At 59.5% G+C, this 22301-nt stretch carries 39 protein-coding genes; 22 read left to right on the forward strand and 17 right to left on the reverse strand.

Features of this window, described 5'->3' with window-relative positions; genetic code table 11:
* Positions 1 to 253 (reverse strand): phiTE_072 family protein (locus H620_RS0116330; RefSeq protein ID WP_027907156.1); only part of this gene is annotated, 253 nt, incomplete at its 3' end.
* Between the two features lie 79 nt (positions 254 to 332).
* On the opposite strand from H620_RS0116330, the gene H620_RS25815 reads away from it, so the two are divergent.
* Positions 333 to 593, forward strand: a complete 261-nt coding sequence (locus H620_RS25815; protein ID WP_049818797.1) for a hypothetical protein — start codon at positions 333 to 335, stop codon at positions 591 to 593.
* 3 nt (positions 594 to 596) lie between these two features.
* Here the strand turns inward: H620_RS25815 and H620_RS0116340 are convergent, their stop codons facing one another.
* The 10 genes from H620_RS0116340 to H620_RS0116390 form a co-directional block, all read right to left on the reverse strand.
* Complete coding sequence (locus H620_RS0116340; RefSeq protein ID WP_027907652.1) at positions 597 to 902, reverse strand: hypothetical protein; 306 nt, start codon at positions 900 to 902, stop codon at positions 597 to 599.
* Positions 903 to 943: 41 nt separating this feature from the next.
* Entirely contained in the window at positions 944 to 1138 is a 195-nt protein-coding gene (locus H620_RS25820; protein ID WP_049818798.1) for a hypothetical protein, read from the reverse strand.
* 3 nt (positions 1139 to 1141) lie between these two features.
* A complete protein-coding gene (locus tag H620_RS0116350; protein ID WP_027907653.1) occupies positions 1142 to 1654 on the reverse strand; it encodes a hypothetical protein in 513 nt (170 codons plus the stop codon).
* 7 nt (positions 1655 to 1661) lie between these two features.
* Positions 1662 to 2225: a siphovirus Gp157 family protein gene (locus tag H620_RS0116355; RefSeq protein WP_027907654.1), complete on the reverse strand. Its 564-nt coding sequence runs from the start codon at positions 2223 to 2225 to the stop codon at positions 1662 to 1664.
* A complete protein-coding gene (locus H620_RS0116360) occupies positions 2222 to 2953 on the reverse strand; it encodes a Rad52/Rad22 family DNA repair protein (RefSeq protein WP_023379878.1) in 732 nt (243 codons plus the stop codon). The genes H620_RS0116355 and H620_RS0116360 overlap by 4 nt, the downstream gene beginning before the upstream one ends.
* Before the next feature lie 284 nt (positions 2954 to 3237).
* Positions 3238 to 3453 (reverse strand): hypothetical protein, encoded by a 216-nt coding sequence (locus H620_RS0116370; RefSeq protein ID WP_027907655.1) that lies wholly within the window; start codon positions 3451 to 3453, stop codon positions 3238 to 3240.
* Positions 3450 to 3653, reverse strand: a complete 204-nt coding sequence (locus H620_RS0116375; RefSeq protein ID WP_027907656.1) for a hypothetical protein — start codon at positions 3651 to 3653, stop codon at positions 3450 to 3452. The genes H620_RS0116370 and H620_RS0116375 overlap by 4 nt, the downstream gene beginning before the upstream one ends.
* Positions 3650 to 4066, reverse strand: a complete 417-nt coding sequence (locus tag H620_RS0116380; protein WP_027907657.1) for a hypothetical protein — start codon at positions 4064 to 4066, stop codon at positions 3650 to 3652. The genes H620_RS0116375 and H620_RS0116380 overlap by 4 nt, the downstream gene beginning before the upstream one ends.
* Positions 4067 to 4259: 193 nt before the next feature.
* Entirely contained in the window at positions 4260 to 4424 is a 165-nt protein-coding gene (locus H620_RS26960) for a hypothetical protein (RefSeq protein WP_155950787.1), read from the reverse strand.
* A 157-nt stretch (positions 4425 to 4581) separates the two neighbouring features.
* Positions 4582 to 4788 (reverse strand): hypothetical protein, encoded by a 207-nt coding sequence (locus tag H620_RS0116390; protein WP_027907658.1) that lies wholly within the window; start codon positions 4786 to 4788, stop codon positions 4582 to 4584.
* 785 nt (positions 4789 to 5573) lie between these two features.
* On the opposite strand from H620_RS0116390, the gene H620_RS0116395 reads away from it, so the two are divergent.
* Positions 5574 to 5900, forward strand: a complete 327-nt coding sequence (locus tag H620_RS0116395) for a DUF1654 domain-containing protein (protein ID WP_027907659.1) — start codon at positions 5574 to 5576, stop codon at positions 5898 to 5900.
* A 51-nt stretch (positions 5901 to 5951) separates the two neighbouring features.
* Here the strand turns inward: H620_RS0116395 and H620_RS0116400 are convergent, their stop codons facing one another.
* Entirely contained in the window at positions 5952 to 6458 is a 507-nt protein-coding gene (locus H620_RS0116400) for a hypothetical protein (protein ID WP_027907660.1), read from the reverse strand.
* Positions 6459 to 6624: 166 nt separating this feature from the next.
* Between H620_RS0116400 and H620_RS0116405 the strand changes: the two genes are divergently transcribed.
* Positions 6625 to 7113, forward strand: a complete 489-nt coding sequence (locus tag H620_RS0116405; RefSeq protein WP_027907661.1) for an SHOCT domain-containing protein — start codon at positions 6625 to 6627, stop codon at positions 7111 to 7113.
* A 60-nt stretch (positions 7114 to 7173) separates the two neighbouring features.
* Here the strand turns inward: H620_RS0116405 and H620_RS26560 are convergent, their stop codons facing one another.
* The 4 genes from H620_RS26560 to H620_RS0116420 all read right to left on the reverse strand — a co-directional run bounded on the left by H620_RS26560 (position 7174) and on the right by H620_RS0116420 (position 9968).
* Complete coding sequence (locus tag H620_RS26560; protein WP_081669706.1) at positions 7174 to 7650, reverse strand: DUF4411 family protein; 477 nt, start codon at positions 7648 to 7650, stop codon at positions 7174 to 7176.
* Positions 7637 to 8782 carry a helix-turn-helix domain-containing protein gene (locus tag H620_RS0116410; RefSeq protein ID WP_027907662.1) on the reverse strand — a complete coding sequence of 382 codons (1146 nt, stop codon included), beginning with the start codon at positions 8780 to 8782 and terminating at the stop codon, positions 7637 to 7639. The genes H620_RS26560 and H620_RS0116410 overlap by 14 nt, the downstream gene beginning before the upstream one ends.
* Positions 8783 to 8937: 155 nt before the next feature.
* On the reverse strand, positions 8938 to 9159 hold the full coding sequence (locus H620_RS0116415; RefSeq protein ID WP_027907663.1) for a hypothetical protein: 222 nt from the start codon (positions 9157 to 9159) through the stop codon (positions 8938 to 8940).
* A 2-nt stretch (positions 9160 to 9161) separates the two neighbouring features.
* On the reverse strand, positions 9162 to 9968 hold the full coding sequence (locus H620_RS0116420; protein WP_027907664.1) for an XRE family transcriptional regulator: 807 nt from the start codon (positions 9966 to 9968) through the stop codon (positions 9162 to 9164).
* A gap of 103 nt (positions 9969 to 10071) precedes the next feature.
* Here H620_RS0116420 and H620_RS0116425 point away from each other — a divergent pair, with 103 nt between their 5' ends.
* The 13 genes from H620_RS0116425 (at position 10072) to H620_RS0116485 (ending at position 16819) form a co-directional block, all read left to right on the forward strand.
* Positions 10072 to 10287 (forward strand): helix-turn-helix transcriptional regulator, encoded by a 216-nt coding sequence (locus tag H620_RS0116425; RefSeq protein WP_009397152.1) that lies wholly within the window; start codon positions 10072 to 10074, stop codon positions 10285 to 10287.
* 30 nt (positions 10288 to 10317) lie between these two features.
* Positions 10318 to 10506: a hypothetical protein gene (locus H620_RS0116430; protein ID WP_027907665.1), complete on the forward strand. Its 189-nt coding sequence runs from the start codon at positions 10318 to 10320 to the stop codon at positions 10504 to 10506.
* A gap of 19 nt (positions 10507 to 10525) precedes the next feature.
* The gene (locus H620_RS0116435; protein ID WP_027907666.1) at positions 10526 to 10705 is read left to right on the forward strand and encodes a ribbon-helix-helix domain-containing protein; all 180 of its coding nucleotides are present in this window, start codon (positions 10526 to 10528) and stop codon (positions 10703 to 10705) included.
* A 167-nt stretch (positions 10706 to 10872) separates the two neighbouring features.
* Positions 10873 to 11601 (forward strand): Rha family transcriptional regulator, encoded by a 729-nt coding sequence (locus tag H620_RS0116440; protein ID WP_081669707.1) that lies wholly within the window; start codon positions 10873 to 10875, stop codon positions 11599 to 11601.
* Positions 11601 to 12380: a hypothetical protein gene (locus H620_RS0116445; RefSeq protein WP_027907668.1), complete on the forward strand. Its 780-nt coding sequence runs from the start codon at positions 11601 to 11603 to the stop codon at positions 12378 to 12380. The genes H620_RS0116440 and H620_RS0116445 overlap by 1 nt, the downstream gene beginning before the upstream one ends.
* Positions 12377 to 13138: a replication protein P gene (locus H620_RS0116450; RefSeq protein ID WP_027907669.1), complete on the forward strand. Its 762-nt coding sequence runs from the start codon at positions 12377 to 12379 to the stop codon at positions 13136 to 13138. The genes H620_RS0116445 and H620_RS0116450 overlap by 4 nt, the downstream gene beginning before the upstream one ends.
* A gap of 132 nt (positions 13139 to 13270) precedes the next feature.
* Positions 13271 to 13669, forward strand: coding sequence for a recombination protein NinB (locus tag H620_RS0116455; protein ID WP_027907670.1), 399 nt, complete (start codon positions 13271 to 13273; stop codon positions 13667 to 13669).
* A gap of 202 nt (positions 13670 to 13871) precedes the next feature.
* Positions 13872 to 14477, forward strand: coding sequence for a recombination protein NinG (locus H620_RS0116460; protein WP_027907671.1), 606 nt, complete (start codon positions 13872 to 13874; stop codon positions 14475 to 14477).
* On the forward strand, positions 14474 to 14605 hold the full coding sequence (locus H620_RS27600) for a hypothetical protein (protein WP_280513043.1): 132 nt from the start codon (positions 14474 to 14476) through the stop codon (positions 14603 to 14605). Before H620_RS0116460 ends, H620_RS27600 begins: the two co-directional genes overlap by 4 nt.
* Entirely contained in the window at positions 14596 to 15186 is a 591-nt protein-coding gene (locus H620_RS0116470) for a hypothetical protein (RefSeq protein ID WP_027907672.1), read from the forward strand. Before H620_RS27600 ends, H620_RS0116470 begins: the two co-directional genes overlap by 10 nt.
* 482 nt (positions 15187 to 15668) lie before the next feature.
* Positions 15669 to 16103, forward strand: a complete 435-nt coding sequence (locus tag H620_RS0116475; RefSeq protein WP_027907673.1) for a hypothetical protein — start codon at positions 15669 to 15671, stop codon at positions 16101 to 16103.
* Between the two features lie 135 nt (positions 16104 to 16238).
* A complete protein-coding gene (locus tag H620_RS0116480) occupies positions 16239 to 16550 on the forward strand; it encodes a hypothetical protein (protein ID WP_027907674.1) in 312 nt (103 codons plus the stop codon).
* Entirely contained in the window at positions 16550 to 16819 is a 270-nt protein-coding gene (locus H620_RS0116485; protein ID WP_027907675.1) for a hypothetical protein, read from the forward strand. Before H620_RS0116480 ends, H620_RS0116485 begins: the two co-directional genes overlap by 1 nt.
* A gap of 37 nt (positions 16820 to 16856) precedes the next feature.
* Here H620_RS0116485 and H620_RS27470 read toward each other — a convergent pair whose 3' ends face one another.
* Positions 16857 to 17093 (reverse strand): hypothetical protein, encoded by a 237-nt coding sequence (locus H620_RS27470; protein WP_027907676.1) that lies wholly within the window; start codon positions 17091 to 17093, stop codon positions 16857 to 16859.
* A 59-nt stretch (positions 17094 to 17152) separates the two neighbouring features.
* On the opposite strand from H620_RS27470, the gene H620_RS0116495 reads away from it, so the two are divergent.
* From H620_RS0116495 to H620_RS0116520, 6 genes are read left to right on the forward strand one after another with little or no spacing between them, the layout of a single operon-like run.
* The gene (locus H620_RS0116495) at positions 17153 to 17368 is read left to right on the forward strand and encodes a hypothetical protein (RefSeq protein WP_027907677.1); all 216 of its coding nucleotides are present in this window, start codon (positions 17153 to 17155) and stop codon (positions 17366 to 17368) included.
* A 20-nt stretch (positions 17369 to 17388) separates the two neighbouring features.
* The gene (locus H620_RS0116500) at positions 17389 to 18000 is read left to right on the forward strand and encodes a putative metallopeptidase (RefSeq protein WP_027907678.1); all 612 of its coding nucleotides are present in this window, start codon (positions 17389 to 17391) and stop codon (positions 17998 to 18000) included.
* Positions 18001 to 18031: 31 nt separating this feature from the next.
* The gene (locus H620_RS0116505) at positions 18032 to 18508 is read left to right on the forward strand and encodes a DUF2280 domain-containing protein (protein WP_027907679.1); all 477 of its coding nucleotides are present in this window, start codon (positions 18032 to 18034) and stop codon (positions 18506 to 18508) included.
* On the forward strand, positions 18483 to 19811 hold the full coding sequence (locus H620_RS0116510; protein ID WP_027907680.1) for a phage terminase large subunit family protein: 1329 nt from the start codon (positions 18483 to 18485) through the stop codon (positions 19809 to 19811). Before H620_RS0116505 ends, H620_RS0116510 begins: the two co-directional genes overlap by 26 nt.
* On the forward strand, positions 19811 to 21262 hold the full coding sequence (locus H620_RS0116515; protein ID WP_027907681.1) for a DUF4055 domain-containing protein: 1452 nt from the start codon (positions 19811 to 19813) through the stop codon (positions 21260 to 21262). Before H620_RS0116510 ends, H620_RS0116515 begins: the two co-directional genes overlap by 1 nt.
* Entirely contained in the window at positions 21189 to 22283 is a 1095-nt protein-coding gene (locus H620_RS0116520) for a minor capsid protein (RefSeq protein ID WP_049818803.1), read from the forward strand. The genes H620_RS0116515 and H620_RS0116520 overlap by 74 nt, the downstream gene beginning before the upstream one ends.
* Positions 22284 to 22301 lie beyond the last annotated feature (18 nt).

Below are 22301 nucleotides of genomic sequence, written 5' to 3' on the forward strand. Positions count from 1 at the left end.
CACTGAACCGGCGAGAGCTCAGCGACCGGTCGAAGTAGCCGATGATGTAGGCGTCGTGCAGCTTGCAGAAGAACTGGCCGATGGTCAGGCCATCCCACATGCCGCCCCAGTAGGCGTGCCAGGTCTTGTCGTAGCAGCTGACGGTGATCTTTCCCTTGCAGGGTGCGAAGTCTTCGAGGTAGACGCTGATCGGGTCCAGGCCTTCGGCGCCGGTGATCAGCAGCTTGGTGACTGTCGAGGTCTCGACTTGCATTGCGGTACTCCATGCATGCGCCGCCCTCCGTGGCCGGATGCGGCATGGTGGCAATTTGGTTTTGGATGGGGTATTACGGATGACCGGTATAGTGCCGATTGATTTGGAGGTCAGTTTGAGCGAGTACAAAACCACGGTTGGCGAGCTTCGGCGACAGCTTGCTTGCTATCCTGATGACGACGAAGTCATATTCGAGGGCGGGTTAACGCTGGGGCGGGTTAAGCGCCGCGGCCCTGACCTGGTGAGTATCGAATTCGCTGAGGTTCAGGCTTATTTAGATGCTGAATACAAGGCTGAAAATCCAGACGTCATGGTGGTGTTCCTCAAGCCTGAAGACTGATCACTAATCGCAAATTCTGAGGACCTCGCGCGCCCGGAAAATCTCAAGCTTCCGCGCCACAGCTGGTGACACCGTGATTTCGTGGCGCGGAGGTGTCAGCAGCGGAAGAGCACCGCCCGGGCCCAGCCCATGCAGGTGATGAATCATCAGCGTCATCGCCTCGCCCTGTTCCTCGATCCCGGCCCACTCCATCAGTTCCAGCAGGGCCTGTTTAGTCCCTGGTCGAACCTTCAAGCGCAGGTCTTCTTCCTGCAGCTTGGCAGCCTTGGCGCGGCGCTTCTCGTCGCGGGCCTGCTGAGACATCGCCATACGGCACCTCCTTCAATCCGCTGGGCGGTAGGTTGAACTGATCACGCCGCCTTGTTCTTTGCAGCGCGTTTCGGATTTTTCTGTTCAATCTCAAGATCCATGTCGTTCCAGCCGGCCAAGAACCAGGCCCCATGGAACGTGTGATAGGCGAATGGGTTGGCCATCTTGCCGCCACCGTTTCGGCGGCATTCCCGGCCAAGGTAGTAGACGCTGGGGTGCTCGCCGTGCTCGTTCATGGCCTACCCCTGGCGCCGCTGAACTGGAAAATCAATGCCGAACTCATCGAGGATCCGCACAAGCCGACAGTTGCCGATACCCAGCTCAGACGTGGTCCGGCATCTGGACTTGCCAGCATCACGCATGGCAATGATCTTGTCGGCCAGGTCGCGATCCTCCTGGCTCGGTTCGGCATTTACCTTCGCCGGTCTGGCTGACTTAGTCGGGTTGAAGAATCTGAATCCTCCCCGCGCCGCTACGCCCCATAGAGCGGTCTTGGTTTCGCCCAGGAGCTCTGCGACCTCACCACAGGTCATGGTCTTGGCGAACTCTTCGATCTTGGCTGTACGGGCCTTGGCGCGGCTTTTGCGCTCGCCGCCGCGCTCCTGCTTGATTGGCTTGGCCGGCTTTGGCTTTGGTTCGGGATGCTTGCGCTGCCGAAATGGCACGTATTCGAAGCCCTCCAGCACGACCAGCTGGCCGCCAGATGCGAAGAAGGCAGCCTTCGCTGCCTCCAGGTCGATTGATTGGTCCATGGGCGCCTCACTTGATGCGGATCGAGCTCTCGCCGCGCTCAAGATGCGCCCAGCCTGGCTCGGGGATGAGTTCGTGCTCGCAGTCTTCGCCTGCGGCCATGCGCTTGCGGACAGCTTCGTTGTGCTCGCGGTCGGCCTTGAGCTTGGCGGCGATGGCGTTCTTGTCCGGTGCGATTTTGGTCACCACCGACGTCAGCTCATCGGGTACCGCCTGCTCGTTATCGACGATCACCTTTTCCTTTCCGGCTACCAGGCTGATGGTGAACAGCGGGCGCTTGATCGACTTGATGTTTGCGGCATCCATGTTCCGGCGCAGGTAGTCGGTGATGGCTGTCACGCTGTTGGCCTTGATGCGCTTGAGCTCGCTCAGGCGGTTGATCTCGGCGTCGATCGCGCCAATGTCGCCCTCGATGTTGCGGCGCAGCATCACGATGCTGTCGGCCTTAACCTCGAATTCGCCCTGGATACCGGCCATGGTGTCCTGAATGGCCTGCTTGAGACCTTCGTCGTCGGTGTCACACATGGCAGCCAATTCGGCCATCTGACCGGTGAGTGCGTAGAGCTGGGTCATGCTGCGGCCTCCTGCGGTTTGCCGGCTTCGAGGTTCTTCAATTCAAGGGAGATACGGGCGGCGCCTTTCTCATCCTTGCGGCCGATGAGCTTGCGCACGGCATGGTCGTGGATCTTCTTGCGCTCATGCGGCGTCACCGCCCTCTGCATGGTCTCGATCGTGTCCTTGATGAAGTCCAGGCGCTGTTGCTGTTGGCGTTCGATCTCGGCCTGACGGTCCTCGGCCTGTTCAATCGCCTGCTCAGCCTGTAGTTGCTGGACGTAGTTCACGTCATCGAACATGCCCAGGAACACGTCCGCGCTGAAGCCCAGCATGGACAGGGCTTTCTTGATGGCGTCGGTCAGCGACTTCTTCGGCGCCTCGCCATCAGTGGTCATGCCGTACTTGGTCTTGTACTGGTACCGGGTGCACCCGTACTGCTCGACCTCGCCGCGCTGGCCGTCCTGCATGAACCAGAGCTGGATCTTGACGGTGTGGCCGATCTCCCGGCCCAAGCAGATTCGCTTGTCGCCTTCACCGGAAAACACCTCGTGGCCGTCGTCGAATCGCTCTTCGAGGACCTTCCAACCCCAGCCGATGCCAACCGGTCCGAACACTTCGGTCGCCTTCATGACCATCGCGGTGCCGTTCAAGCTTGTGATCTTCTGGCCGCCGACCTCGGCGTTCTTGGTGTAGCGGGTATCGGTGGTCTGCACCTGCTCCCAGATGCGCATGTTGGTAGTGGACATTGGAAAACCTCGCGCCAAGCCGGCGCCGTCAGTTGAAAGGGGAAATGCCAGGTCACCCAGGCACGGGGTACGTTCCAGGCACTGGCTGCGGTGGATGGTTGCGCGCTCTCGCCGCTTACGCTCCCGAAGGGGTACGGTTATCCCGAAGGCCCGCCGTGCTCGGGTGCGTGTGATTCAGGAAGTGATGCAGCCGGCCCAGGCGCTCGCAAGCATCCAGGCGGTGCAGATGAGTAGCGTGGTGAAGCTGCCGCGCCAGAATGCCCAGCGGCGGGCTTGCTGGCGGGTCACGATCGGACCTCATAGGCCAGCGTGCACATGCCGCAGAGGTAGGCCCGGCCCGACCAAGCTGCCGGGTTCTCGATGTGGGCCAGGCGCGCCTGGTTCATGGCGTCCTCCATGGTCAGGCCCTTGAACACCATCAGGATGCGGTCATCTGGCACGGCCTGGGCAACCTCGGCCACCTGGTCGTCGATGATCGACGGGAAGATCGGCGTAGTCATGCAGCCTCCTTGCGCCGAACGGCAATATGCCGAATGCGCTCGCAGTAGTGTTTGAACTCGTTTGAGTCGATGACGAGGATGGAGAAGTAGGCGACGACCATCGTCTCGGCCTTCGCATCCTCCACCGGGCCTGAGCCCGGCAGAAGCATCGTCTCAATCGCGGCCTCAATGGCGCTGGTAGCGATGCTGTGAAGGCTCATAGCCTTGCCTCGTCGGCGTCGTAGCTCAGGCCCTGGTCGACGTACTGCTCAAGCATTGCCTCGGCGATCTCGTACAGCTTGCCGTTTGCGTGATTGCTCTGGCCGACGATGTCCTCGACCATGCTTTTCACCGGGCCGCCGGTCAGGGCCTGTAGAAGAAGCTGGGCAAGGGCGGTGATGTCGTCCTGCTCTGCTTCCTGCAGCGACCGAAGGTGCTCGGCGACCTTGGCCACGAACTGCTCTTGGCGCACGCCCACCGGGCCGCCAAAACGCTGCGGGATCAGAACATCGCAGCCGCCGACCAGCTCCTCGGCCTTGCTCTCGATCCAGTTCTGCGCCGCCTCCTGATACGCAGAGTCGTCATCCGGCTCAGCATGGTCATACCGCCATTGTGCTGCTCGAAGTGCGCCCATGGCGTCCTCCTAGTTGGTTGTGCGGCCGCATTGGCCAGACGTCAGGCGCGGGTGACCAAACCCACCGTGAAAGGTGGCCTGGCGCCTGCCAATGCGGTCGTATGTGAAGGGAAGGGGTGCAGGCGGGAGGCGCTTCCCTCCATGCGTCGAGTCTGGCCAGCTGATGCCCTCGGACTCGCCTGCAAAAAGGGTGTTACTGGTCAGCCTTGAGGTGGGCGATTGCCACCCGGTAGGCCGCTGCGTTGTCACGCTCAAGCTTGGCTTGCTCGTGATTGCCCTCGGCCTCGTTGATCGGCGCGTTGGTTTCGCAAACCTGAGCGCTGACCTCCAGCTGGGCGATAGCTGCTGCGTGCTTCATGGGGTTCTCCTGATGATGCGGGGTGCATCGGACTGGGCTCGTGAAGGCTGGGCAATCGACCGGTTATCCGCGTCGAGGTGGCCACCCCGCTGTTTGCTTACAGCTCATCCGAGCCCAGTCCGATGAACCCTGCGATGGGGAGCAGGGCATCGGGCAGTTAACGACAGGCTGTCGTGGCGCTCTCAGCCTTGGCCGTGGCGCTTGCTTGCTGCTCGACCAGTTTGCCTATCAGCACTTTTCGATCCTCAAGCGAAAGGCTCCATGCTGCGTAGTAGATGCCTTCGTCGATGGTGCCGTCGTACTCCATGGTGGAGTTCGGATCCCAGAGCTTGTACTTGATGCGGTTGGTTGGCCGCTTCGCCATCGTCTTGCCCTCCAGGGCGGTTGATTTCCCAGATGCCACTCATGGAATGGCACCTGGTGAAATCCCGGCCTCGCTACTGGCGACAGGCCGGGGTATTGCGTCAGCGGTGGTCGCTCGAGCTCAGCCGCCGACGGCCCTGCTCTCAGTTCGGTTGGCCTTGAGCTTCCCTATCACCTCGCGTCGATCGGCCTCGGCGGGGTGGTCGCTGGGTAAGGTGTTCGCTACACGACTGCCGACTGCAGCTCTGCGGCCCGCTGGGTGGGGCAGTCCGTCGTGGGGTGCCGGTCCGTGTTCCGGCTGGTCTATCTACTTCATGGGCAGGTTCCTCCTCTTGGTTAATCGCTGCTCGCGCTGTGCCAGGCACCGACGCCCGTTCTAAGGGCATCCCGGCAGGGAGCGTTTGCAGCGCAACCCTCCATCCGCTTTCCGTGGCCCGGCCAATGTTCCTGCCGCGCTGACGTTCCGCCTGATTTCGAGCTGGCCAGTTCCAGAGCTGGCATGGGGATCGAATTTGTTGCTCGCGCTGTGCCGTTGCCGGGATCGATCCGCGAGGTTCCCATCAATGTGAAAGAGCGGCGGCCTGTGAGGGCCTCTGCAGTCCCTCGTGAGTGACTGCTGTGTTGAGGCAAATATCACGCAATGTGTTTTTTATGTCAACACGTAATGTGATTTATTTTTTCGAGGCCGTGTTGAAATTCTTCCAAGCGAAGCGTGTTCACCTTTCACAAGGCGTGATGTATGCTTCGCTTAATACTGGATGGATGTACAGTTAACGGAGGAAGGAAATGGCCAAGCAGAAGAAGTCGGCGCCGCAAGCGCGTCAGGAAATGACCGGGCTGGAACGCCTGGGGCTGCGGGTCTCATCGATGATCAACCACCCGATCGCGCAGGCTCAGCGCTGGGTGACTATCCATCGCCTGGACACGGACGGTGACATGGAGTGGGAGGAGGTGATGGGCCTGCTGGCCGAGACGCCGGAACTGGACCTGGCGTTCAATGACGACGACAGCGTGACGGTTCGGTGGGAGCCGCAGAGCGCAGACGATCGAGACGACCTGGTCGCGGAAAGGGATTGGGAGGAGGAGAAGGCGGAGGAAGAGGCGCCTTTCTGACGAGCACAAAAAAGCCCGCGCTATGCGGGCCTATATGAGACTTGAGGACGGTTACTTTGAGAACTTCACCTCAGTCGCCAAGGCCTGCTTGGCAGCCTGGTAGTCCGCCTTCGCTCGGTGATCAGGCATACGGTAGGGACTCATCGAGGATAGGTATGCGGACCATTTAGCGTACAGGTCCTTGCTCAGCTCAAGTTGCTTGGCAGGCACCTTGGCGCCTTTCAGTCTGGCCACGGCCTCATTGCCCTGGGCGTGAGCGAACTTAACGCACTCCATGAAGGAACCGGTGTACTCAGCCTGCAGGTCTCTTAAGCCGTATCGGACGGCATCCCACCCAAGCATTGCCTCCAGGTCGCACTGAAACGCAGGCATGTCGAGCTGGCTGGCGAAGTTGGTGGCCTCGGGCGAATCCTTGTCGTAGGTGTACGGTCGCGGCTTGAAGACGTGCGGCTCCTTCTTGGCTGGAGCCGTGGCGTATCCAGAGGATGGCGACTGAACAGGTGCGCAGCCGGCGAGAACGGAGGCAGAAATCAGAAAGGCGGCTAGGGTGATGCGCATGACTCTCTCCTTGAGTAAAGCCGCCATCCTACCACTCTGGCCCTGAGGCATCACGCGGGCATCAAAGCTATCCGGCTTTGCCTCGCAATTAGGTCGGCAGCGACGGACTGTAGGGCTATAGGCATTTGTATGGCATATTGCCGTCTAAAATTGCAGGGATCGAGCCATGAAATCACCAAGCTTGTTATTCATATGCGCAGCGCTTGCTGGCTGTGCGTCATCCAGCATGGTTCCCATAGATATTATCAGTGAGCCATCTGGGGCACAGATTGACGTGAACGGGGTAACGGTCGGGACTACTCCTGTCCGCGTGCAGCTCGCGTGCACCAAAAAATGGGTAGGCGTGATGAATGCTCCGGACGGATGGGCGTACGACAATGCTGTCTATGAGGTGAAAGCTATTCCCATGGCCGGGGCAGGGGCTGTTCAGTCTAAACGCATCAATTCCTGCGAAATTAAATCCCAACCTGGTCGCATGAGATTTGACCTTGCAATAGAAAACTACGCTCCAACGCAGCGCGTTGAGGTCAGCACAAAGACAACCTCAAGTGGTCTTGATGAAACCCTCCGCTCACTGAAATCGTTGAGGGATCAAGGTCTTTTGACGGAGAAGGAGTATCGCGACAAGGTTGATATCGCGATAGGCGGTCGGTAGCGGTCTCGTAGGCAACAAAAAGCCCGCTCAGTGGCGGGCTTGTCATGCTCTATGTAATCATCAAAACTTGGCGCCTGATTGCTTAATATAGGCCAGGAAGTCGATGACAGTTGTCGGTGGTTTTTTCAAAGAACATACCGCAGGGATTTTGTATTTCGAAAGGGCTTTAGGCAAGCTTATCTGTACAGCCTCATTTGAAACAAGAGGTAGGCCGTTGATCTCTGCAGTTGCGATGATTATTAAATCATTTTCGCCAACACCGACTCCATAGCGGTCACCTTCTATGCCAAGAAGCGATTTTAGCTTGGCGGCGCATTTGAGAATTGCTGTGTTGGGGTGCAAAATGCTCAGATTGGCATCCTTTAGCCACTTGCCGCAGTCAGGAGACTTTGATGATGTCTCTTCAAAGGCTACCAATGGCATCGCAATGACACCCGATGATATTTGGGCGGCCACCCACTCCCACAATCTTGGGAAATGTTTTTCCGGATAATTGTCCCAAGCATAAATCATAGAAGAAGCATCAAACGCCCACATAGAATCCCTTAAGGCTATCTATATCCCTGATCTTAATTCCATCTAGGTAACTGCTGGCCTTGGCTAGGCTAATGTTCTTAGCGTTTAGTGAGTCAAGAACAACTCGTACAAACCTATCGCCAAAAATGTGCTTCGGTTCGCGATGCCTGTACATCCTGGTGCCGCCAACGTCCTGTTCTGGGATGCGCAAGGCAGCCCTATAGCGTCGGTAGTCTTCGTATTCGCTTGCGCGCAAAAGCCCCTCGTCCAGAAGCCGGCGAAGAATGACCTCGCCACTCACGCCCCATGCTTTTCTTTGCGGTTCCAGCCAGTAGTCGTATTCATCAGCAGACTCTGGCTTGTCTTGCATTTTGATTTTAGTTAGAAATTCATCTGGAACCAAAATCAACCCAGCAAATTCATTAGCCTCTCGCTCTTGCCCGCTCGAATGATGCAGATCACAATTGTCGTCAATTGAGCTTATCTTGTGGATAAGTACATGACTTAGCTCGTGCATGAGCGTAAATGTCTGCAAGGTCTCATAATATTGTTTTTTTACAAATATCAGCGGGCATTCAGCGTCGTACAAAGAAAATCCCAGAACCGGATTATCTTTAGCTATTTGCCATTGCCCGTGATAACCATTGCTTCGAAAAACTAATATGCCTTTCGACTCAATCGCTGATCGGTATTGGTCGAAAGTGCATTGATTTTTTAGACCAAGCCAGTTTCGAACCACAATTGAAGCTTGCTTGAGGTCGCCGGGGAGGGCCGGGGAAGAGTATTTCGGGGCGTATTCGCTATCAACATCTTCGAGCAAGTCTAGATAGATATCGCGTTGACGCTCGGCTCGCTCAATTAGTCGGCGAAGTTTATTGCCTATCTCAGGCTTCTGATTCGCAATACTGCGGAAGGCAGGCGTATGCACAGCATCAGGGTTGGCGTCTCCTTCCTCCATGAAGAAAAGGACTCCACGCCCAAAGTAATCAGCGATCCGCTTAAGCTGGGCATAGGTAAGCCCCCTTTCTCCAGCAGACGCTTTAGATAGGGTTGCCTCTGCCACGCCCGTTTCAGCGGCCAGCTCATGTAGCGTTATGCCGTTGTCATCGCAGCACCACGCGATACGTCCATGATTGAATTCGATGCGATCCATCTACCCACCAACCAGTTCAGGTCCCATGCCTTTCAGTCTATCGGACAGCTTGTAGCTATCATAATTTAGCCGACGGCTGCCATCCGTCATCGAATCTGAGATGCTCCATGACAATCTTCGGTCACTCCGACAGCTAGTGCCTTGGCCAAGCATGCCTAAACGCAGCGCTCAATCCTTCCCGCCTTCACCTCGTCCGCATACCCCACCAATCGATCTGCAAGTTCATGCAGTTCGCCAACGCGCTTCATCGCCTCAAGAAACTGAGCTTCCTCGCCACCTTGGGCTTTGTGGAAGATTTCCAGAGCGGCGTTTTCCAGTGCAAAGGCCGCATCTTTCAGGTCTCGGCGCAGCTGCCGGTTGGGTTTGGTTAGGGGCATGGCTATACCAGATGTGCGTTCCAGACTAGCAGCACCCTGGCCTGGATGTAGGTCATGTCCCGGCGGATCAGCCGATCCTTATGCCGCGGATTGTCCGAAATCATCTCGTAGTGCTCCTCATCAGCCACCTGCAGCCGCTTGATGTACAGCAGATCATCCCAGACGAAGAGGTATATCCCGTCGCCCACGAACTCGCGGACGTTGATGTTCACGATCAGCGGGTCGCGGTGCTTGATGGTGGGCTCCATCGACTGGCCCCAGCCGGTGACCACCTTCAGGTGGAAGTGCTCTTCGAATTCAACGCCCAGCTCACGGAGATGGCTCGGGCTGACGCGGATGTCCTTGAGCAGCTCTGGAAAGTCGTGCGCGCTCTGACCGCCGCCCATCGATGCCCGGACATCGTAGTGGGCAATCCACACCTCATCACCTACAAGGCCTGGGCGGGAGAAGTCAGCCTCAATCACGTTTGACGGTTGCGGCTCCTCAGCTGCTGCGAGAAGCCGACGGCGCGCCTCTTCGGAAAAGCCTTTTCCGCTCTTTGCGAGCATCTGCTTCACAAGATCGGCCATGCTCCGCTCAGGCGCGGCAGTTGGATCAGGCGCCGGCGAATTCAGGAGCAGCTCGGACTGGTCCACGCCCAAGGCTGCTGCCATCGAGGCGATATCCGCCAAGGTAGGCTCGCGAGTGCCGACCTCATAGTTACCAACCCGGGATTGCGATTTCCAGCCGCAGGCCTCAGCAAGTTGGGCCTGGGACATCCCTTTGGCTTTTCTCAGGCGCTTGATGCGCTGGCTCAATGATTCGTTCATGCGCGGAATTTCATCACGAAACGAAATACCCGGCTTTCACTTATTGTGATTGCAATTAACACGATACGTGTTTATCCTTCGGTCATCAATGGAGGAAGACCGTATGAACCAAGTCCGAACGATCCGCGAAAGGGCTGGCGTTACCCAGGCAGCGCTGCGCCGTCAGCTCGGCTGGAATCAGTCCCGCCTGGCGAATTACGAATCAGGCCTCAGGAATCCAGGCCTTCAAGAGGCGCGCCAAATCGTGGAAGCGCTGAACGTCCTGGGCGCCAGTTGCGCCCTTGATGATGCGTTCCCGCCGGCACAAGTCGCCGCCTAACCAATTCCAACTGCAAGGAGCTACTCCCGCATGTACGCCAACCGCAATCACCTGCATGACCGCGAGATCAAGGTCCGGGTCGATGAGGACACGTTCGAACTGATTCAGGCGCTGGCCAAGTTTCACCGCACCCAGCGCGCCGTGCTCTGTCGTGAGTTGCTCGAAGCTCAATTGGCCGCCCTGGCTTCGGAGAATACCGGCGATCAGCACGTGGCCTGAAGGCCCTTAGGAGGGGCCCATGCCTATCGAACAGATCGGCTTGGACCAGGAATTGACGCATCAGCTTGAGCAGGAAGCGAAAAGACGGGGCGTCAGCCCTGAAGAACTCGCGGCAGAGCTGATCCGAAAAGAGCTGGCAAGCCGAACGAAGCCTCGCAACCCAAGAGGCAATGTGAAGCCGTTTCACGTCAGGTTCTGACCAGGCCCTGATAAGCCCGAATTGCGGGCACAAAAAAGCCGGGATTGCGGCCCGGCCTTTTCAACTGCATATGACTGGAGTCGATTATGCATATCCAACCACCAGATGTACAGGGCCTCCAGAGGCCCGCGCCACAAAATGCAGCCAGCGGTTTCGTGGCGCGCACAATGTCGTCCAAGGAGATTGCCAGCTTGACTGGCAAACGCCATGACAACGTCAAGCGCGATATTGTCGCCATGCTGAAAGACCTCAAGGTCGATCCCCTCAATTTTGAGGACATCTATCTCGACGGGAGAAACCGAGAGCAGGTGCAGTACCTGCTCGACCGTGAGCACACCGATTGCCTGCTGACCGGCTACAGCCCGGCCCTGCGCATGAAGGTGATCCGCCGCTGGCGTGAGCTGGAGGGCCAGTCCGAAGCCCGCCAGGCCGTGACGGCCAATGGCACCAAGGTGATTGGTGAAATCGCCATCATGGAGTGCTTCACGCGCCTGCTAAAGCCGGCTCCATCGAGCCAATTGGCCATGCTGACTAAGATCGCCGAGAACAACGGTCTTGACCCGCAGTTTCTGCCGAGCTACGCCATCGACTCGCCACCGGATGCCACAGCCTGCAGCTCGATGCCGACCATGGCTGTGACGGCCCTACTCAAACGCCATGGCGTGAACAAGTCGGCCCCCGCCTTTAACCGTGCCCTGGCTGGGCTTGGCTTCCTCCAGGCTCGAACCCGGCAGAACAGCAAGCGCGAACCTGTGTGCTTCTGGTCCGTGACTGATAAGGGCCTGCGCTACGGCAAGAACATCACTAGCCCTCAGTGCCCCCGAGAAACGCAGCCGCACTGGTACATCGATCGTTTCGAAGAACTCGTCGACCTGGTCGGCGTGGGAGCCAAGTAATGGCCGGAGACTGGATCAAAATGCGCGTAGATCTTCAGACTCATCCGAAAGTTTTCCGCATGGTGTCCGCATTGCGTGCGGACAGGTTGCGGGTGATCGGCGGACTGCATGTCGCCTGGAGCATCTTTGACACCCATTCTGCTGATGGTGTGCTGCACGGCTACACCACGGACGCTATGGATGCGGTGATCGGCTGGCCAGGCTTCACCCAGGCCATGGTTGATGTCGAATGGGCGGACATCGATGAGCATGGAAGCCTTGTCATGCCTCGCTTTGACGAGCACAACGGGGCCAGCGCAAAACGCCGTGCAAACGACAGTGAGCGAAAGCGTGAATCGCGGAAAGCGAATTCTGTCCGCAATCCGTCCGCAAGTGATGCGGACAAAATGCGGACCAGAGAAGAGAAGAGAAGAGAAGAGAAAGAACAAGATCAAAAGCCTTCGTCATCGAGCGATGACGGCGACCTGTTCGCTCGGTTTTGGAAGCTTTACCCGCGGAAGGTGGGTAAGGCCAATGCCGAGAAGGCCTGGTCGAAGCTGAAGGTCGACGCCTTCCTTTTCGAACGCATGGCCAGCGCGCTGGCTGCCTGGGCGGTTTCGCCGGACTGGACCAAGGACGGCGGCCAGTTCGTCCCGCATCCGGCCACCTGGCTGAACGGCAAACGCTGGGATGACGAGCTGCCGGCGCCCGGAAATGTCCACCTATTCCCGTCCCGCCGCCAGAGCAATGGACCAGATTTCAACGACACGACATGGGCTGATGACCTGGGGGCGCTATGAGCACGCCGAACGCTCCCGCGAGTGTCACGCATATCATGGCCACGGCCCGCAACCTGCCAGCCGAGGCGCATGCTCCGGCCAAGCAGTTGGACCCAGGCACCACCGAAGTGGTCAACGCCCTGTTCAAGGAACTGCAGGCCATATTCCCGGCATGGAAGCAGGCCTGGCCGGACGATGACGCGCTGAAGGCTGCCAAGCGCAGCTGGATCAAGTCCTTCGTCGCGGCTGGCATCAACACGCTCGAGCAGATCCGCTTCGGCATCCAGAAGTGCCGGGTGCTGGGAACCGACTTCGCCCCGAGCAGCGGCAAGTTCATCAAGCTGTGCCAGCCGACCCCGGAAGAGATGGGCATTCCGACGCTTGCGCGGGCCCTGGCAGAGGCGCTTGAGAACTTCCACCCCAGCAGGGCAGGTTCCCGTGTTTGGTCGCATGCAGCGGTGCGCTACGCGGCCCTGCAATGCGAAGCGCAGAACCTGGGATCAATGGAGGTGGAGCGGGCTGAGAAGGTTTTCGCTCGGGCCTACGACATCACGATCCGCATGCTGGTCGCCGGCGAGCCACTGGGCGACATCGCCACCGGCATCGGTCACGACAGCCAGAAGAGCCTGGTCGAGCTGGCTGACGAGTACGCGAATCAGCGCCAGGTCCGCCTGCTGGAGATTCAGCAGATCCCATCGAGCGCCGCCGCATGCCGTGCACACCTGCTAGCCAAGTTGAACATCAAGCGCGCCGGTCAGCCGGCCGGGGAGGGGGTTTGATCACGAAGGTGTCGGCAAAGGAAAGTGGTTGGCCTCTCACTCGCACATACACACTTCCGCAAGGTTTCCGGGAGCTTGAGGCCGGTGCGCCAAATTCTATTAATCTGGATTTCTTCGATCAAGAGGATAGGCATGGCTGAGTTCGCCATTCGAAGTTCTCAGGACCTCAACCGCGTCTATGGCGCCCTGCATGCCATAGATCTGACCAAGCCCAAGGTCATCGTCATCAAGGACGAAAAGCGTCCAGACGTCTGCAATCGGAAGATGTGGGCCATGCTCCGCGACATCTCCCAGCAGGTGGAGTGGTACGGCCGCAAGCTGACCGACGAGGACTGGAAGCACATCTTCAGCGCGGCGGTACAGAAGCAGGACGCAGTGCCGGGTATCGACGGCGGTTTCGTCGTCCTGGGCGTCTCTACCCGCAAGCAGTCGCAGAAGTGGTTCAGCGACCTGTTCGAAGTGATGCATGCCTTCGGCGCCGAGCACGGCGTGCGCTGGACTGAGCCGGATCGGTGGGGAGGGCAGTATTGATGGATCTCAAGAAATGCGAATGCCATCGCTGTATTCAGGAGCACAAGATCGGCATGGAAGGCCCGTGCGGATGGGTCCCGCTCTCCTCGACAAAGATGATTCTCTGCCCGGTGTGCGGCTGCAAGCGCTGCCCCCATGCGAGCGATCACGACCTGGCGTGCACCGGAAGTAATGAGCCAGGCCAGCCTGGGAGCGTGTACCAATGACCGCCCTGAAAACACCGAAACCGAAGAAGTGCAAGGCACCAGGTTGCGGCAAATCCTTCAAGCCGACCATGACCACGCAGAAGGTGTGCAGCATCGCCTGTGCCAAGGCCATGGCCAAGGACCCGAAGCTGCAGAAGATCGCGGCCAAGGCCATCACCAAGCAGGCCCGCCAGGACCTGCAGGAGCGCCGGGAGAAGCTGAAGACCCGTCGCGAGCATATGGCCGAGGCCCAAACCGCGTTCAACGCCTACATCCGCGAGCGCGACGCCGGCCTGCCGTGCATCAGCTGCGACTCGCTGCCTAGCGACCACGACCTCATCACCGGCAGCCGCTGGGATGCCGGCCATTACCGGTCTGTGGGCGCCTGCCCGGAGCTGCGGTTCGAGCCGCTGAACGTCCACCGGCAGTGCGTGAAGTGCAACCGGAACCTTTCGGGCAACGCGGTCGAGTACCGCATCCGGTTGGTTAAGCGCATCGGCGCCGACCAGGTTGATTGGCTCGAAGGGCCTCATAAGCCCCAGCGCCTAACCATCGAAGACCTGCAGGCCATCAAGGCCCTGTACCGCCAGAAACTCCGCGACCTCAAGAGGGCAGCAGCATGAACTGGACACCAACCGACAGCGCCCAGCTGCTGATCCTGGGCATGGTCATTTTTGGCGGGTATGCGCTCGCGCGCGCCACTGTCATCACAGCCAAGCGCAAGCGCAAGGAGGGCGGCCCATGCAACTAAACAGCGCGCGTCAGGCCTGGCATGACTGCCTTTACACGGCGTGGGATAGCCAAGGCGCATTCATCGAACAGCTAGGCCTATTGGGCACCATGGTCCAGACCACGGAGAAGCAGCGGAAGGCGAGCCATGCTGTGCACCAGGCCCTGGCCGGTGGGGTGCAATCGGCGATCAGCAAGCTGCCTGGGCGGATCAAGGCCTTCGGTAACTTCATGTACTCGCCTCGGCTGGATGCCGACACGCAAGAGGATGTAGAGGAGGCCGTGTTTGTCATGGTGCAGCAGCGTTCTCCGCGCATGACCGCTGCCAAGCGGGAGAAGCTGGAGTATGTGGTGAAGGGTGTCATGGCCCGGTACCGGTACATGCATCAGGGCGGCCAGTCTGCCAATGACGATCCACTGGCGTCGCCGGAGGGATTCCGGGCTTGGCTGGATGCCCACTACGGTGTCCGACTCGAGTCCTCGAACTGGGAGCGCGACTGGGGCGGTTTCGTCAGCCTGGCTTTCGAATGCTGCGAGGATTTGGACAAGCAGGCCTTAAGCCCGGTAGCAGCTGCAATTTACGAAATGCGAAGGGCCGCTTGAGGCCCTATTGCGTTCCCGTGCGGCTGATGGCATGATCTCGCCATCCTGATAATTTTGCCTTTGGCAAAAACCAAGATGAACCCGGCCTTGCGCCGGGTTTTTTGTTGCCCGATGGGGGAGCTGGGACCCACTGCCAATGTGGCCTGAAAGGGATAACTGGACGCGGATAAGCCGGTAGTGCCGCGATGCAGAAAACGCCGGCAGCCCAAGAACCCGCACCTCACATGCTTCGCGGGTTGCTTGAGGATGATTCGACGAGGCCGATGCAGCAGGGTGTCGGCGACGATGAGGCCTATGGCTGACAGGAGGGGGAAGACCCTCACAGATTTCGTTATGTGCTGCTCCGCACGCTTGCCCGGTCCTTCAGTAGGGCCTAAAAAAGCTGCTCAAAAAAGCGCGATAGCATTTTGCCTTGTCCGATTAAAGTTTTTGCCATCCCTTACGACACACTGGAGATGGATTGACAATTTTCGGAGTCTAGGATGGGTTTTTTCGACAAGGTCAAGGAGCTTGCGCTCAAGGCAAAATGCGGAGTCGGTATTCACGGAGGTGAGTACACCAAGGCGAGCGGTGGCCCGGGTTGCTTGTACGAAAAAACATGCCCCGATTGTTTCGATCACCTGACCAAGCATAAGCATGAATACGGTGATTTTTCGTACAAAAACCACCACACATGCACGATGATTCGCCATTGTGTCCACTGCGCGCACGAAGACGATAAGGTGAAGCATGAAGGCTTTGCCGAGATGGGGATGGACGACTTCTGCAAAATTAAGGAGAAGTGCATCAGATGTGGTTTCACGCAAGTGAAGAAGGAGAGCCACACTTGGACTGAGGTGTCGAGAACTGATACCCACAAAAGAATGGAATGCTTCCGCTGCAAAGCAAGTGAGACGCGGCCACTATCCCGTCACTAAAGCTTTGCAACTAGTCATCTCAAAGCCCAGGCACTGACCTGGGCTTTTTCGTTCCGCCCAATTTTGAGCGCTGTTTTCCACGCGAGCCTGCGCCTGATTAGGGCCTCAAGCGGGTCTTTTTTCTAGGAACCAAACATGGCCGAACCAGCAAGCACGACTGCCGGCGTCCTGCTGGTGAAGTACGGCGTGATCATTGGCGGCTTCGCAGGAGCGATCCTCTCGCTGACCTTCCTGCGCGGCCTCACCCGGGGCCAGGCGGTCGCCGCCTTCTTCACCGGCTTCGCATCGGCAGTCTTCTGCACCCCGCTCGCCATCAGCTACTTCAGCCTTGGCACAAGCGGAGAAACCCAATACGGCGTGGCCTTTCTGATAGGCCTTCTGGCAATGAACATCATCCCGGCGCTGAAGTCGCTCGTGGGATCGTTCGGAGCCAAAGGAGCTACCTGATGAGCTCGACCCTGATTTCAGTCCTGATCGGCGCCAATGCCTTCCTGAGCGTGCTGGTGGTGATCGCTGCGTGCGACTACCTGCGCCGCATCCGCCCAATGGATCACCCGCTAATGGCCGTCGCGTTCTACCTGGTGGCCATCGGCGCCTTCGGCTCGTTCGTCCTGGCCATGAACGGTCATGTGCCCACAGTGTACGGCGTGATCCTCAAGCTCGGGATCGTCCTGTACGCGGTCGCTCGACGTGGCCATGTGTTTCAGCCGGGGTAGGGCGCCACAAATTCGGGATGCGCCGTTTCGTAGCGTTTCACTCTGAGCGCAGCAGGGGGAATAGCTCGTCCGGATTGCGTGAGTCGGCGTTCATCTTGTCACACGCAGCTGCGGCGTCAGATCTGTTTGTGAAGCCAAATTTCAGCCTGGCCTTTTCCTGGTTGTCATAGATATCAAATCCGCCCGAAGTTGTGGCGGAGTAGAACCGGTTACCGATTTGGAAGGACTCGCCTTCTATTGGCACAGCCGGAACGATAACGAATCTTAGTTGCATATTTTGTGCCTCCCCAGGCAGATAACTAAGTATTAGTCCCGCAGAGGGAAACCATCAACATGACTCATCGAGACGATTCGATGACGGGTCGTGTCACTCGGATCCGCCACGAGCTACCGGTCAGTAACGAGATCAAGGCTGCTGTATCCGGCCTAGATGCTGCGCTGGCGGCTGCAATTGACGTCGCAAAGACTGCCGGGCTTCCGCAAGGATTGATCGTCGGCCTGCTGCATGGCCATGCCCACGCCGAGACGCACAAGATGGTGTGCAAGTGAGTGGAGAAACGGCCAGGCCCATGCCGCCACCTGCATTGCTTGAGCTGACCGATCTATCGATGCTCGGTACCAGGCTTAAGCCAGCGCCTGAGGTCGGCGAGTGGGTACAGGCTGCGATCCTCAGTGACACAGGCGATCTGCACAATCCCGACCATGCCCACTTGATCGACGCACCGCTGCGCTTTCTGTGGGCGTCCGCCTGCTTCGAGAGGCAAGGTCGAACCGTGGTAGGTCAGGCCGAACAGCTGATGTTCCGCGCTGGCGGATGGCAGAAGGCTCGGCAAGAGCAGCAAATGATCGACTGGTTCGGCGAGGTGCCGGGCTTCGTTATCACCCTGGCTGCCGATTACTGCTCCCAGTGCTCCGACACCGAGTTCTGCGCTCTGGTCGAGCACGAGCTTTACCACATAGCCCAGAAGCTCGATCAGTACGGCGCGCCCAAGTTCACCCAGGACGGGCTGCCCTGCCTGACGCTGCGTGGCCACGATGTGGAGGAGTTCGTCGGAGTGGTTCGCCGCTACGGCGCCGGGCATGACGTACAGCAGCTGATCGACGCTGCAAGCCGGCCGCCTGAGGTGGCCAAGATCAACATTTCGAGGGCCTGCGGAACCTGTCTACTGAAGTCGGCCTGATTTTTGGACAGGTTTGGACGGATGAACGCCTATGGCAGCCCTATCAAGTGAGGTGAAGGTCTTCGTGATCCAGGCCTTGGCCTGCTTCGATACGCCTTCTCAGGTGGCCGAGTCGGTCCAAAAGGAATTCGGATTGACCATCACCCGGCAGCAAATCGAGTCGCACGATCCCACGAAGGTTTCTGGGAAGGGGTTAGCTGCCAAGTGGAAGCAGCTGTTCGAAGACACTCGCAAGCGCTTCCGCGAAGACATCACTGAAATTCCGATCGCCAACAAGGCCTACCGTTTGCGCGGCCTCAATAGGATGGCTGACAAAGCCGAAGGAATGCGGAACCTGGCTCTGACGGCGCAACTGTACGAGCAGGCGGCCAAGGAATGCGGCGACATGTACGTCAACCGCAAGCTCGAATCTGAAAAGCCCCTGGGCTCCCAGGCGGACCAGCAGCACGCCATTGCTGAGTACAAGCTGGAGCCAGACGAGAATGTCCCCGCTACCCCGTACCTATGACCCGCCGGTGAAGCTGACGCCGAAGCAGGCGAACATCTACGTGTGGGGCTTTCAGCCTGAAGCGCGCTTCCGTGATGCGGTGTGCGGGCGTCGATTCGGCAAGACCTTCCTCGGCAAGGCAGAGATGCGCCGCGCGGCCCGGCTGGCTGCGGAGTGGGGCGTGAGCGTCGAGGACGAGATCTGGTATGGCGCGCCGACGTTCAAGCAGGCCAAGCGGGTCTTCTGGCGCCGGCTGAAGCAGGCCATCCCAGAAGCCTGGCGCGCAGCTCGACCGAACGAGACCGAGTGCTCGATTACCCTGAAGTCCGGCCACATCATGCGTGTGGTCGGCTTGGACAATTATGACAACTTGCGGGGCTCCGGCCTGTTCTTCGTCCTGGTGGACGAATGGGCGGACTGCCCGTGGGCAGCCTGGGAAGAAGTGCTCAGGCCAATGCTCTCGACTTGCCAGTACACGATTCCTCAGACCGGGGAGTCGAGGAAGGGCGGGCATGCGCTGCGGATCGGGACCCCGAAGGGCTTCAACCACTGCTACGACACCTACCGTGACGGGCAGCCAGGCGGCGAACCCGATCACAAGAGCTGGCAGTACACATCGCTGCAGGGCGGCAACGTCCCGGCCGACGAACTCGATGCTGCCCGCCGCAAGATGGACCCGCGCACATTCCGCCAGGAATACGAGGCCGGGTTCGAGAACTATGCAGGTGTCGTCTACTACACCTTCGACCGCGCCGAGTGCCGAACCAGTGAACGCATCAAGCCCGGCGAGGCGCTGCACATCGGCATGGACTTCAACGTTATGAAGATGGCCGCCGTAGTGTACGTGGTCCGGGACGGCATGCCGCTGGCGCTGGATGAGTTCCATTCGGTGCGGGATACGCCCGAGATGATCGAGAAGATCAAGGTTCGCTTTTCCGGTCACAGCATCTCCGTGTATCCAGACGCCAGCGGCCAGAACACCAGCAGCAAGAACGCCAGTGAATCTGACCTTTCCCTGCTCAAGAAGGCCGGCTTCACCGTGGTGGTCGACTCGCAGAACCCCGGCGTCAAGGATCGCATCAATGCGGTCAACGCCATGTTCCTTAACACCTACGGTGAGCGGCGCCTGAAGGTGAACATCGACCAGTGCCCGCAGCTTACCCAGTGCCTGGAGCGGCAGACCTACACCGACAAGGGTGAACCGGACAAGGACCCCAAGAAAGGACACGACCACATGAATGACGCCGCCGGTTACTTCATAGCCAAGCGGTTCCCGATCAAGACTCAGTCCGCCGGCACCCGCCGCATCGGAGGTTTGGCGTAATGCCTGTTCAATCCACCAACCCAGACTACGACGCTCACATAGAAGAGTGGCGGATGATGGACGACGCCCTGGAGGGTGAGGGCGCCATTAAGCGCAGCCCGCGCAACCTACCCAAGCCCAGCGGCATGGTCGAGGCTGAGAAGCTGGACGGCCAGGGCAATGCGTACCTCTACCGTAACTACACCGACCGGGCCCAGTACGAACACTGGGTGCGCGATTCGCTGCGCTCGATGATGGGGCTGGTCTCGCGGCTGATCCCCGAGGTTAAGCTGCCCTCGGGTCTGAAGGGCCTGGAGGACAACGCCACGGCAGATGGTTTCGGCCTGACCCAGCTGTTCCTTCGGATCGTGCGCCAGGCCATTTCCCACGGCCGGGTGCCTCTGGTGGTCAACATCGATGACCAGGGCCAGCCGTACTTCGCCACCTACGCAGTGCGCAACGCCATCAACTGGGACACTGCCGACCAAGGCGGGCGGCAGGACCTGGTGCTAGCGGTTTTCCGCGAGTTCAGGCGCAAGGAGCAGGACCGCTACGGCCACGAATGCGAGACGGTCTACCGTGAGTTCTACATGGACGGCGCGGTTTGTCGCACTGGCGTGCGCAACGAGGCCGGCGAGCTGATCGAGGACGATCGCCCGTTGGGTACCGTCGACGGCAGCAACAACCTAGTGCGCGGCCTGGGCTACATCCCGGTGATCTACTGCGGCTCCACCGACAACTCGCCCGACGTGGATGAGATCCCGCTGCTGACCATGGCCCGCGCCGCGCTGAAGTCGTACCAGCTCAGTGCCGACTACTTCACCGCGCTGCACCAGACCAGCCACCCGCAGCCGTGGGTGTCCGGCCTGGATGAAAGCGTCGAGCTCAGCGTCACCGGCCCATCGGCGGCATGGGACCTGGGTCCGAGTGGGGCGTGCGGCTATCTGGAGTTTCAGGGCGCTGGCATTCAGGCCGTCCGCACGGCGATGGAAGACCAGAAGAACGCCGCCCTTGAGGCGGGCGCCAAGGTTATGGATGTCTCCGGCACGGAGTCGGGCGAGGCCCGAAAGACACGCCAGAACGACCAGCACGCCACGCTACATAGTATCGTCATCACCGCCGCGGCCGGCATCGAGCAGGCCCTGCGATACGCAGCGGAGTGGACGGGCTACAACCCGGACGAAGTCGCGTTCAAGGTCAAGCCGGAATTTGTGATGCCAGTGGTGGACGCACAGGTGCTGGCTGAGCTGCAGAAGAGTGTCATGGCCGGCACCATCAGTGCCGAGACGTATTGGCAGTATCTGACCACTGGAAAGCTGCCCGAGCACCCCTATGACGAAGAGGCCGAACTGATCGGCGACGACCGCGGCGCAGCTGGAATTGACCTGGACCATGAAGATGGCGACGAAACCGGAGCAAACGGCCGACGAGAAGCTGCTGGAGCAGGTCAGCCGCCACTCGGTGCTTCTTGAGCGGCTCAAGGCTGGCGAGGTCAAGAAGTTTGAGACCGTCCTGCGGCGGGCAGATGCCCATGTCCGCGACCAGCTCACCCGCAAGGAACTGACCACCTACAGTCGCAGCCGGCTCGAGGAGTTTCTTGGCCGGGTGGGTGGCAAGTTGCTGGAAATCTACAAGGCCTTTAGCGACCGGATGCAGTCCGACCTGGTGGATATCGCGCAGTACGAAGCTGCATTCGAAGGCCGCAGCCTGGCGAAGGCGCTGCTGATCGATGCGGCTATGCCAGCCGACTCCCTGATCCGGGCGGCGATCAATACGCAGCCTCTGCAGGTGGCCGGGGTGGATGGTGGCAAGCTGCTCAAGCCCTTCCTGAACGGATGGACCCGCACTGAAGCGGACAGGGTCACCAACGCCATCCGGATGGGTGTCGTGCAGGGCCAGACCAACGCCGAGATCACCCTGGCGGTGCGCGGTACCGCGGCGCAGAATTTCACGGACGGCATACTGGCGGTCACGAACCGGAGCGCCCGGGCTGTAGTCCAGACCGCAGTCCAGCATGTGGCCACCACAGCGCGCATGGAAACACTCAAGGCGAACTCCGATGTCGTGCCCGGGTACCGGATCGTCGCCACCCTAGACCGGAAGACCAGCGTGCAGTGCAGGAGCATGGACGGCCGTGAGTTCGAGATGGGCAAGGGGCCGGTGCCCCCATTCCACATCCACTGCCGGACCACCATCACGCCAATCACCAGGGTGTCGGCGCTATTTGGGCAAGGCGCCACGAGGGCAGCAGTGGGCGCTGCTGGCGGCGGGCAGGTCTCGGCAAGCCTCAGCTACTACCAGTGGCTGAAAACGCAGCCAGCGGCCTTCCAGGACGCTGCGCTGGGGCCGGTGCGCGGCAAGCTGTTCCGAGATGGTGGGCTGACTGCCGAGCGCTTCGCTGCCATGCAGCTGGACAAGAACTTCAAGCCGCTGACACTGGACTCGCTCAAGGAGCTGGAGCCTCTGGCGTTTGCGCGGGCTGGTTTGGATTGATCGACTGCGCAGCTACGG

It is taken from the genome of Pseudomonas taiwanensis DSM 21245, assembly GCF_000425785.1.
Lineage (GTDB): Bacteria > Pseudomonadota > Gammaproteobacteria > Pseudomonadales > Pseudomonadaceae > Aquipseudomonas > Aquipseudomonas taiwanensis.

Excerpts from the sequence above, each read along its gene's own strand:
- H620_RS0116485 (WP_027907675.1), top strand. The coding sequence starts at position 16,550 with ATGAGCTCGACCCTGATTTCAGTCCTGATCGGCGCCAATGCCTTCCTG.
- H620_RS0116410 (WP_027907662.1), bottom strand. The coding sequence starts at position 8,782 with ATGGATCGCATCGAATTCAATCATGGACGTATCGCGTGGTGCTGCGAT.
- H620_RS26560 (WP_081669706.1), bottom strand. The coding sequence starts at position 7,650 with ATGTGGGCGTTTGATGCTTCTTCTATGATTTATGCTTGGGACAATTAT.
- H620_RS0116500 (WP_027907678.1), top strand. The coding sequence starts at position 17,389 with ATGCCGCCACCTGCATTGCTTGAGCTGACCGATCTATCGATGCTCGGT.
- H620_RS0116505 (WP_027907679.1), top strand. The coding sequence starts at position 18,032 with ATGGCAGCCCTATCAAGTGAGGTGAAGGTCTTCGTGATCCAGGCCTTG.
- H620_RS0116495 (WP_027907677.1), top strand. The coding sequence starts at position 17,153 with ATGACTCATCGAGACGATTCGATGACGGGTCGTGTCACTCGGATCCGC.
- H620_RS0116340 (WP_027907652.1), bottom strand. The coding sequence starts at position 902 with ATGGCGATGTCTCAGCAGGCCCGCGACGAGAAGCGCCGCGCCAAGGCT.
- H620_RS0116395 (WP_027907659.1), top strand. The coding sequence starts at position 5,574 with ATGGCCAAGCAGAAGAAGTCGGCGCCGCAAGCGCGTCAGGAAATGACC.
- H620_RS0116400 (WP_027907660.1), bottom strand. The coding sequence starts at position 6,458 with ATGCGCATCACCCTAGCCGCCTTTCTGATTTCTGCCTCCGTTCTCGCC.
- H620_RS27600 (WP_280513043.1), top strand. The coding sequence starts at position 14,474 with ATGAACTGGACACCAACCGACAGCGCCCAGCTGCTGATCCTGGGCATG.
- H620_RS0116420 (WP_027907664.1), bottom strand. The coding sequence starts at position 9,968 with ATGAACGAATCATTGAGCCAGCGCATCAAGCGCCTGAGAAAAGCCAAA.
- H620_RS0116515 (WP_027907681.1), top strand. The coding sequence starts at position 19,811 with ATGCCTGTTCAATCCACCAACCCAGACTACGACGCTCACATAGAAGAG.
- H620_RS25815 (WP_049818797.1), top strand. The coding sequence starts at position 333 with ATGACCGGTATAGTGCCGATTGATTTGGAGGTCAGTTTGAGCGAGTAC.
- H620_RS0116355 (WP_027907654.1), bottom strand. The coding sequence starts at position 2,225 with ATGACCCAGCTCTACGCACTCACCGGTCAGATGGCCGAATTGGCTGCC.
- H620_RS27470 (WP_027907676.1), bottom strand. The coding sequence starts at position 17,093 with ATGCAACTAAGATTCGTTATCGTTCCGGCTGTGCCAATAGAAGGCGAG.
- H620_RS0116460 (WP_027907671.1), top strand. The coding sequence starts at position 13,872 with ATGACCGCCCTGAAAACACCGAAACCGAAGAAGTGCAAGGCACCAGGT.
- H620_RS0116470 (WP_027907672.1), top strand. The coding sequence starts at position 14,596 with ATGCAACTAAACAGCGCGCGTCAGGCCTGGCATGACTGCCTTTACACG.
- H620_RS0116520 (WP_049818803.1), top strand. The coding sequence starts at position 21,189 with ATGGCGACGAAACCGGAGCAAACGGCCGACGAGAAGCTGCTGGAGCAG.
- H620_RS0116375 (WP_027907656.1), bottom strand. The coding sequence starts at position 3,653 with ATGAGCCTTCACAGCATCGCTACCAGCGCCATTGAGGCCGCGATTGAG.
- H620_RS0116510 (WP_027907680.1), top strand. The coding sequence starts at position 18,483 with ATGTCCCCGCTACCCCGTACCTATGACCCGCCGGTGAAGCTGACGCCG.
- H620_RS0116415 (WP_027907663.1), bottom strand. The coding sequence starts at position 9,159 with ATGCCCCTAACCAAACCCAACCGGCAGCTGCGCCGAGACCTGAAAGAT.
- H620_RS0116475 (WP_027907673.1), top strand. The coding sequence starts at position 15,669 with ATGGGTTTTTTCGACAAGGTCAAGGAGCTTGCGCTCAAGGCAAAATGC.
- H620_RS0116405 (WP_027907661.1), top strand. The coding sequence starts at position 6,625 with ATGAAATCACCAAGCTTGTTATTCATATGCGCAGCGCTTGCTGGCTGT.
- H620_RS0116370 (WP_027907655.1), bottom strand. The coding sequence starts at position 3,453 with ATGACTACGCCGATCTTCCCGTCGATCATCGACGACCAGGTGGCCGAG.
- H620_RS26960 (WP_155950787.1), bottom strand. The coding sequence starts at position 4,424 with ATGAAGCACGCAGCAGCTATCGCCCAGCTGGAGGTCAGCGCTCAGGTT.
- H620_RS0116435 (WP_027907666.1), top strand. The coding sequence starts at position 10,526 with ATGCCTATCGAACAGATCGGCTTGGACCAGGAATTGACGCATCAGCTT.
- H620_RS0116425 (WP_009397152.1), top strand. The coding sequence starts at position 10,072 with ATGAACCAAGTCCGAACGATCCGCGAAAGGGCTGGCGTTACCCAGGCA.
- H620_RS0116455 (WP_027907670.1), top strand. The coding sequence starts at position 13,271 with ATGGCTGAGTTCGCCATTCGAAGTTCTCAGGACCTCAACCGCGTCTAT.
- H620_RS0116445 (WP_027907668.1), top strand. The coding sequence starts at position 11,601 with ATGGCCGGAGACTGGATCAAAATGCGCGTAGATCTTCAGACTCATCCG.
- H620_RS0116450 (WP_027907669.1), top strand. The coding sequence starts at position 12,377 with ATGAGCACGCCGAACGCTCCCGCGAGTGTCACGCATATCATGGCCACG.
- H620_RS0116480 (WP_027907674.1), top strand. The coding sequence starts at position 16,239 with ATGGCCGAACCAGCAAGCACGACTGCCGGCGTCCTGCTGGTGAAGTAC.
- H620_RS0116430 (WP_027907665.1), top strand. The coding sequence starts at position 10,318 with ATGTACGCCAACCGCAATCACCTGCATGACCGCGAGATCAAGGTCCGG.
- H620_RS0116390 (WP_027907658.1), bottom strand. The coding sequence starts at position 4,788 with ATGGCGAAGCGGCCAACCAACCGCATCAAGTACAAGCTCTGGGATCCG.
- H620_RS0116350 (WP_027907653.1), bottom strand. The coding sequence starts at position 1,654 with ATGGACCAATCAATCGACCTGGAGGCAGCGAAGGCTGCCTTCTTCGCA.
- H620_RS0116380 (WP_027907657.1), bottom strand. The coding sequence starts at position 4,066 with ATGGGCGCACTTCGAGCAGCACAATGGCGGTATGACCATGCTGAGCCG.
- H620_RS0116360 (WP_023379878.1), bottom strand. The coding sequence starts at position 2,953 with ATGTCCACTACCAACATGCGCATCTGGGAGCAGGTGCAGACCACCGAT.
- H620_RS0116440 (WP_081669707.1), top strand. The coding sequence starts at position 10,873 with ATGTCGTCCAAGGAGATTGCCAGCTTGACTGGCAAACGCCATGACAAC.
- H620_RS25820 (WP_049818798.1), bottom strand. The coding sequence starts at position 1,138 with ATGAACGAGCACGGCGAGCACCCCAGCGTCTACTACCTTGGCCGGGAA.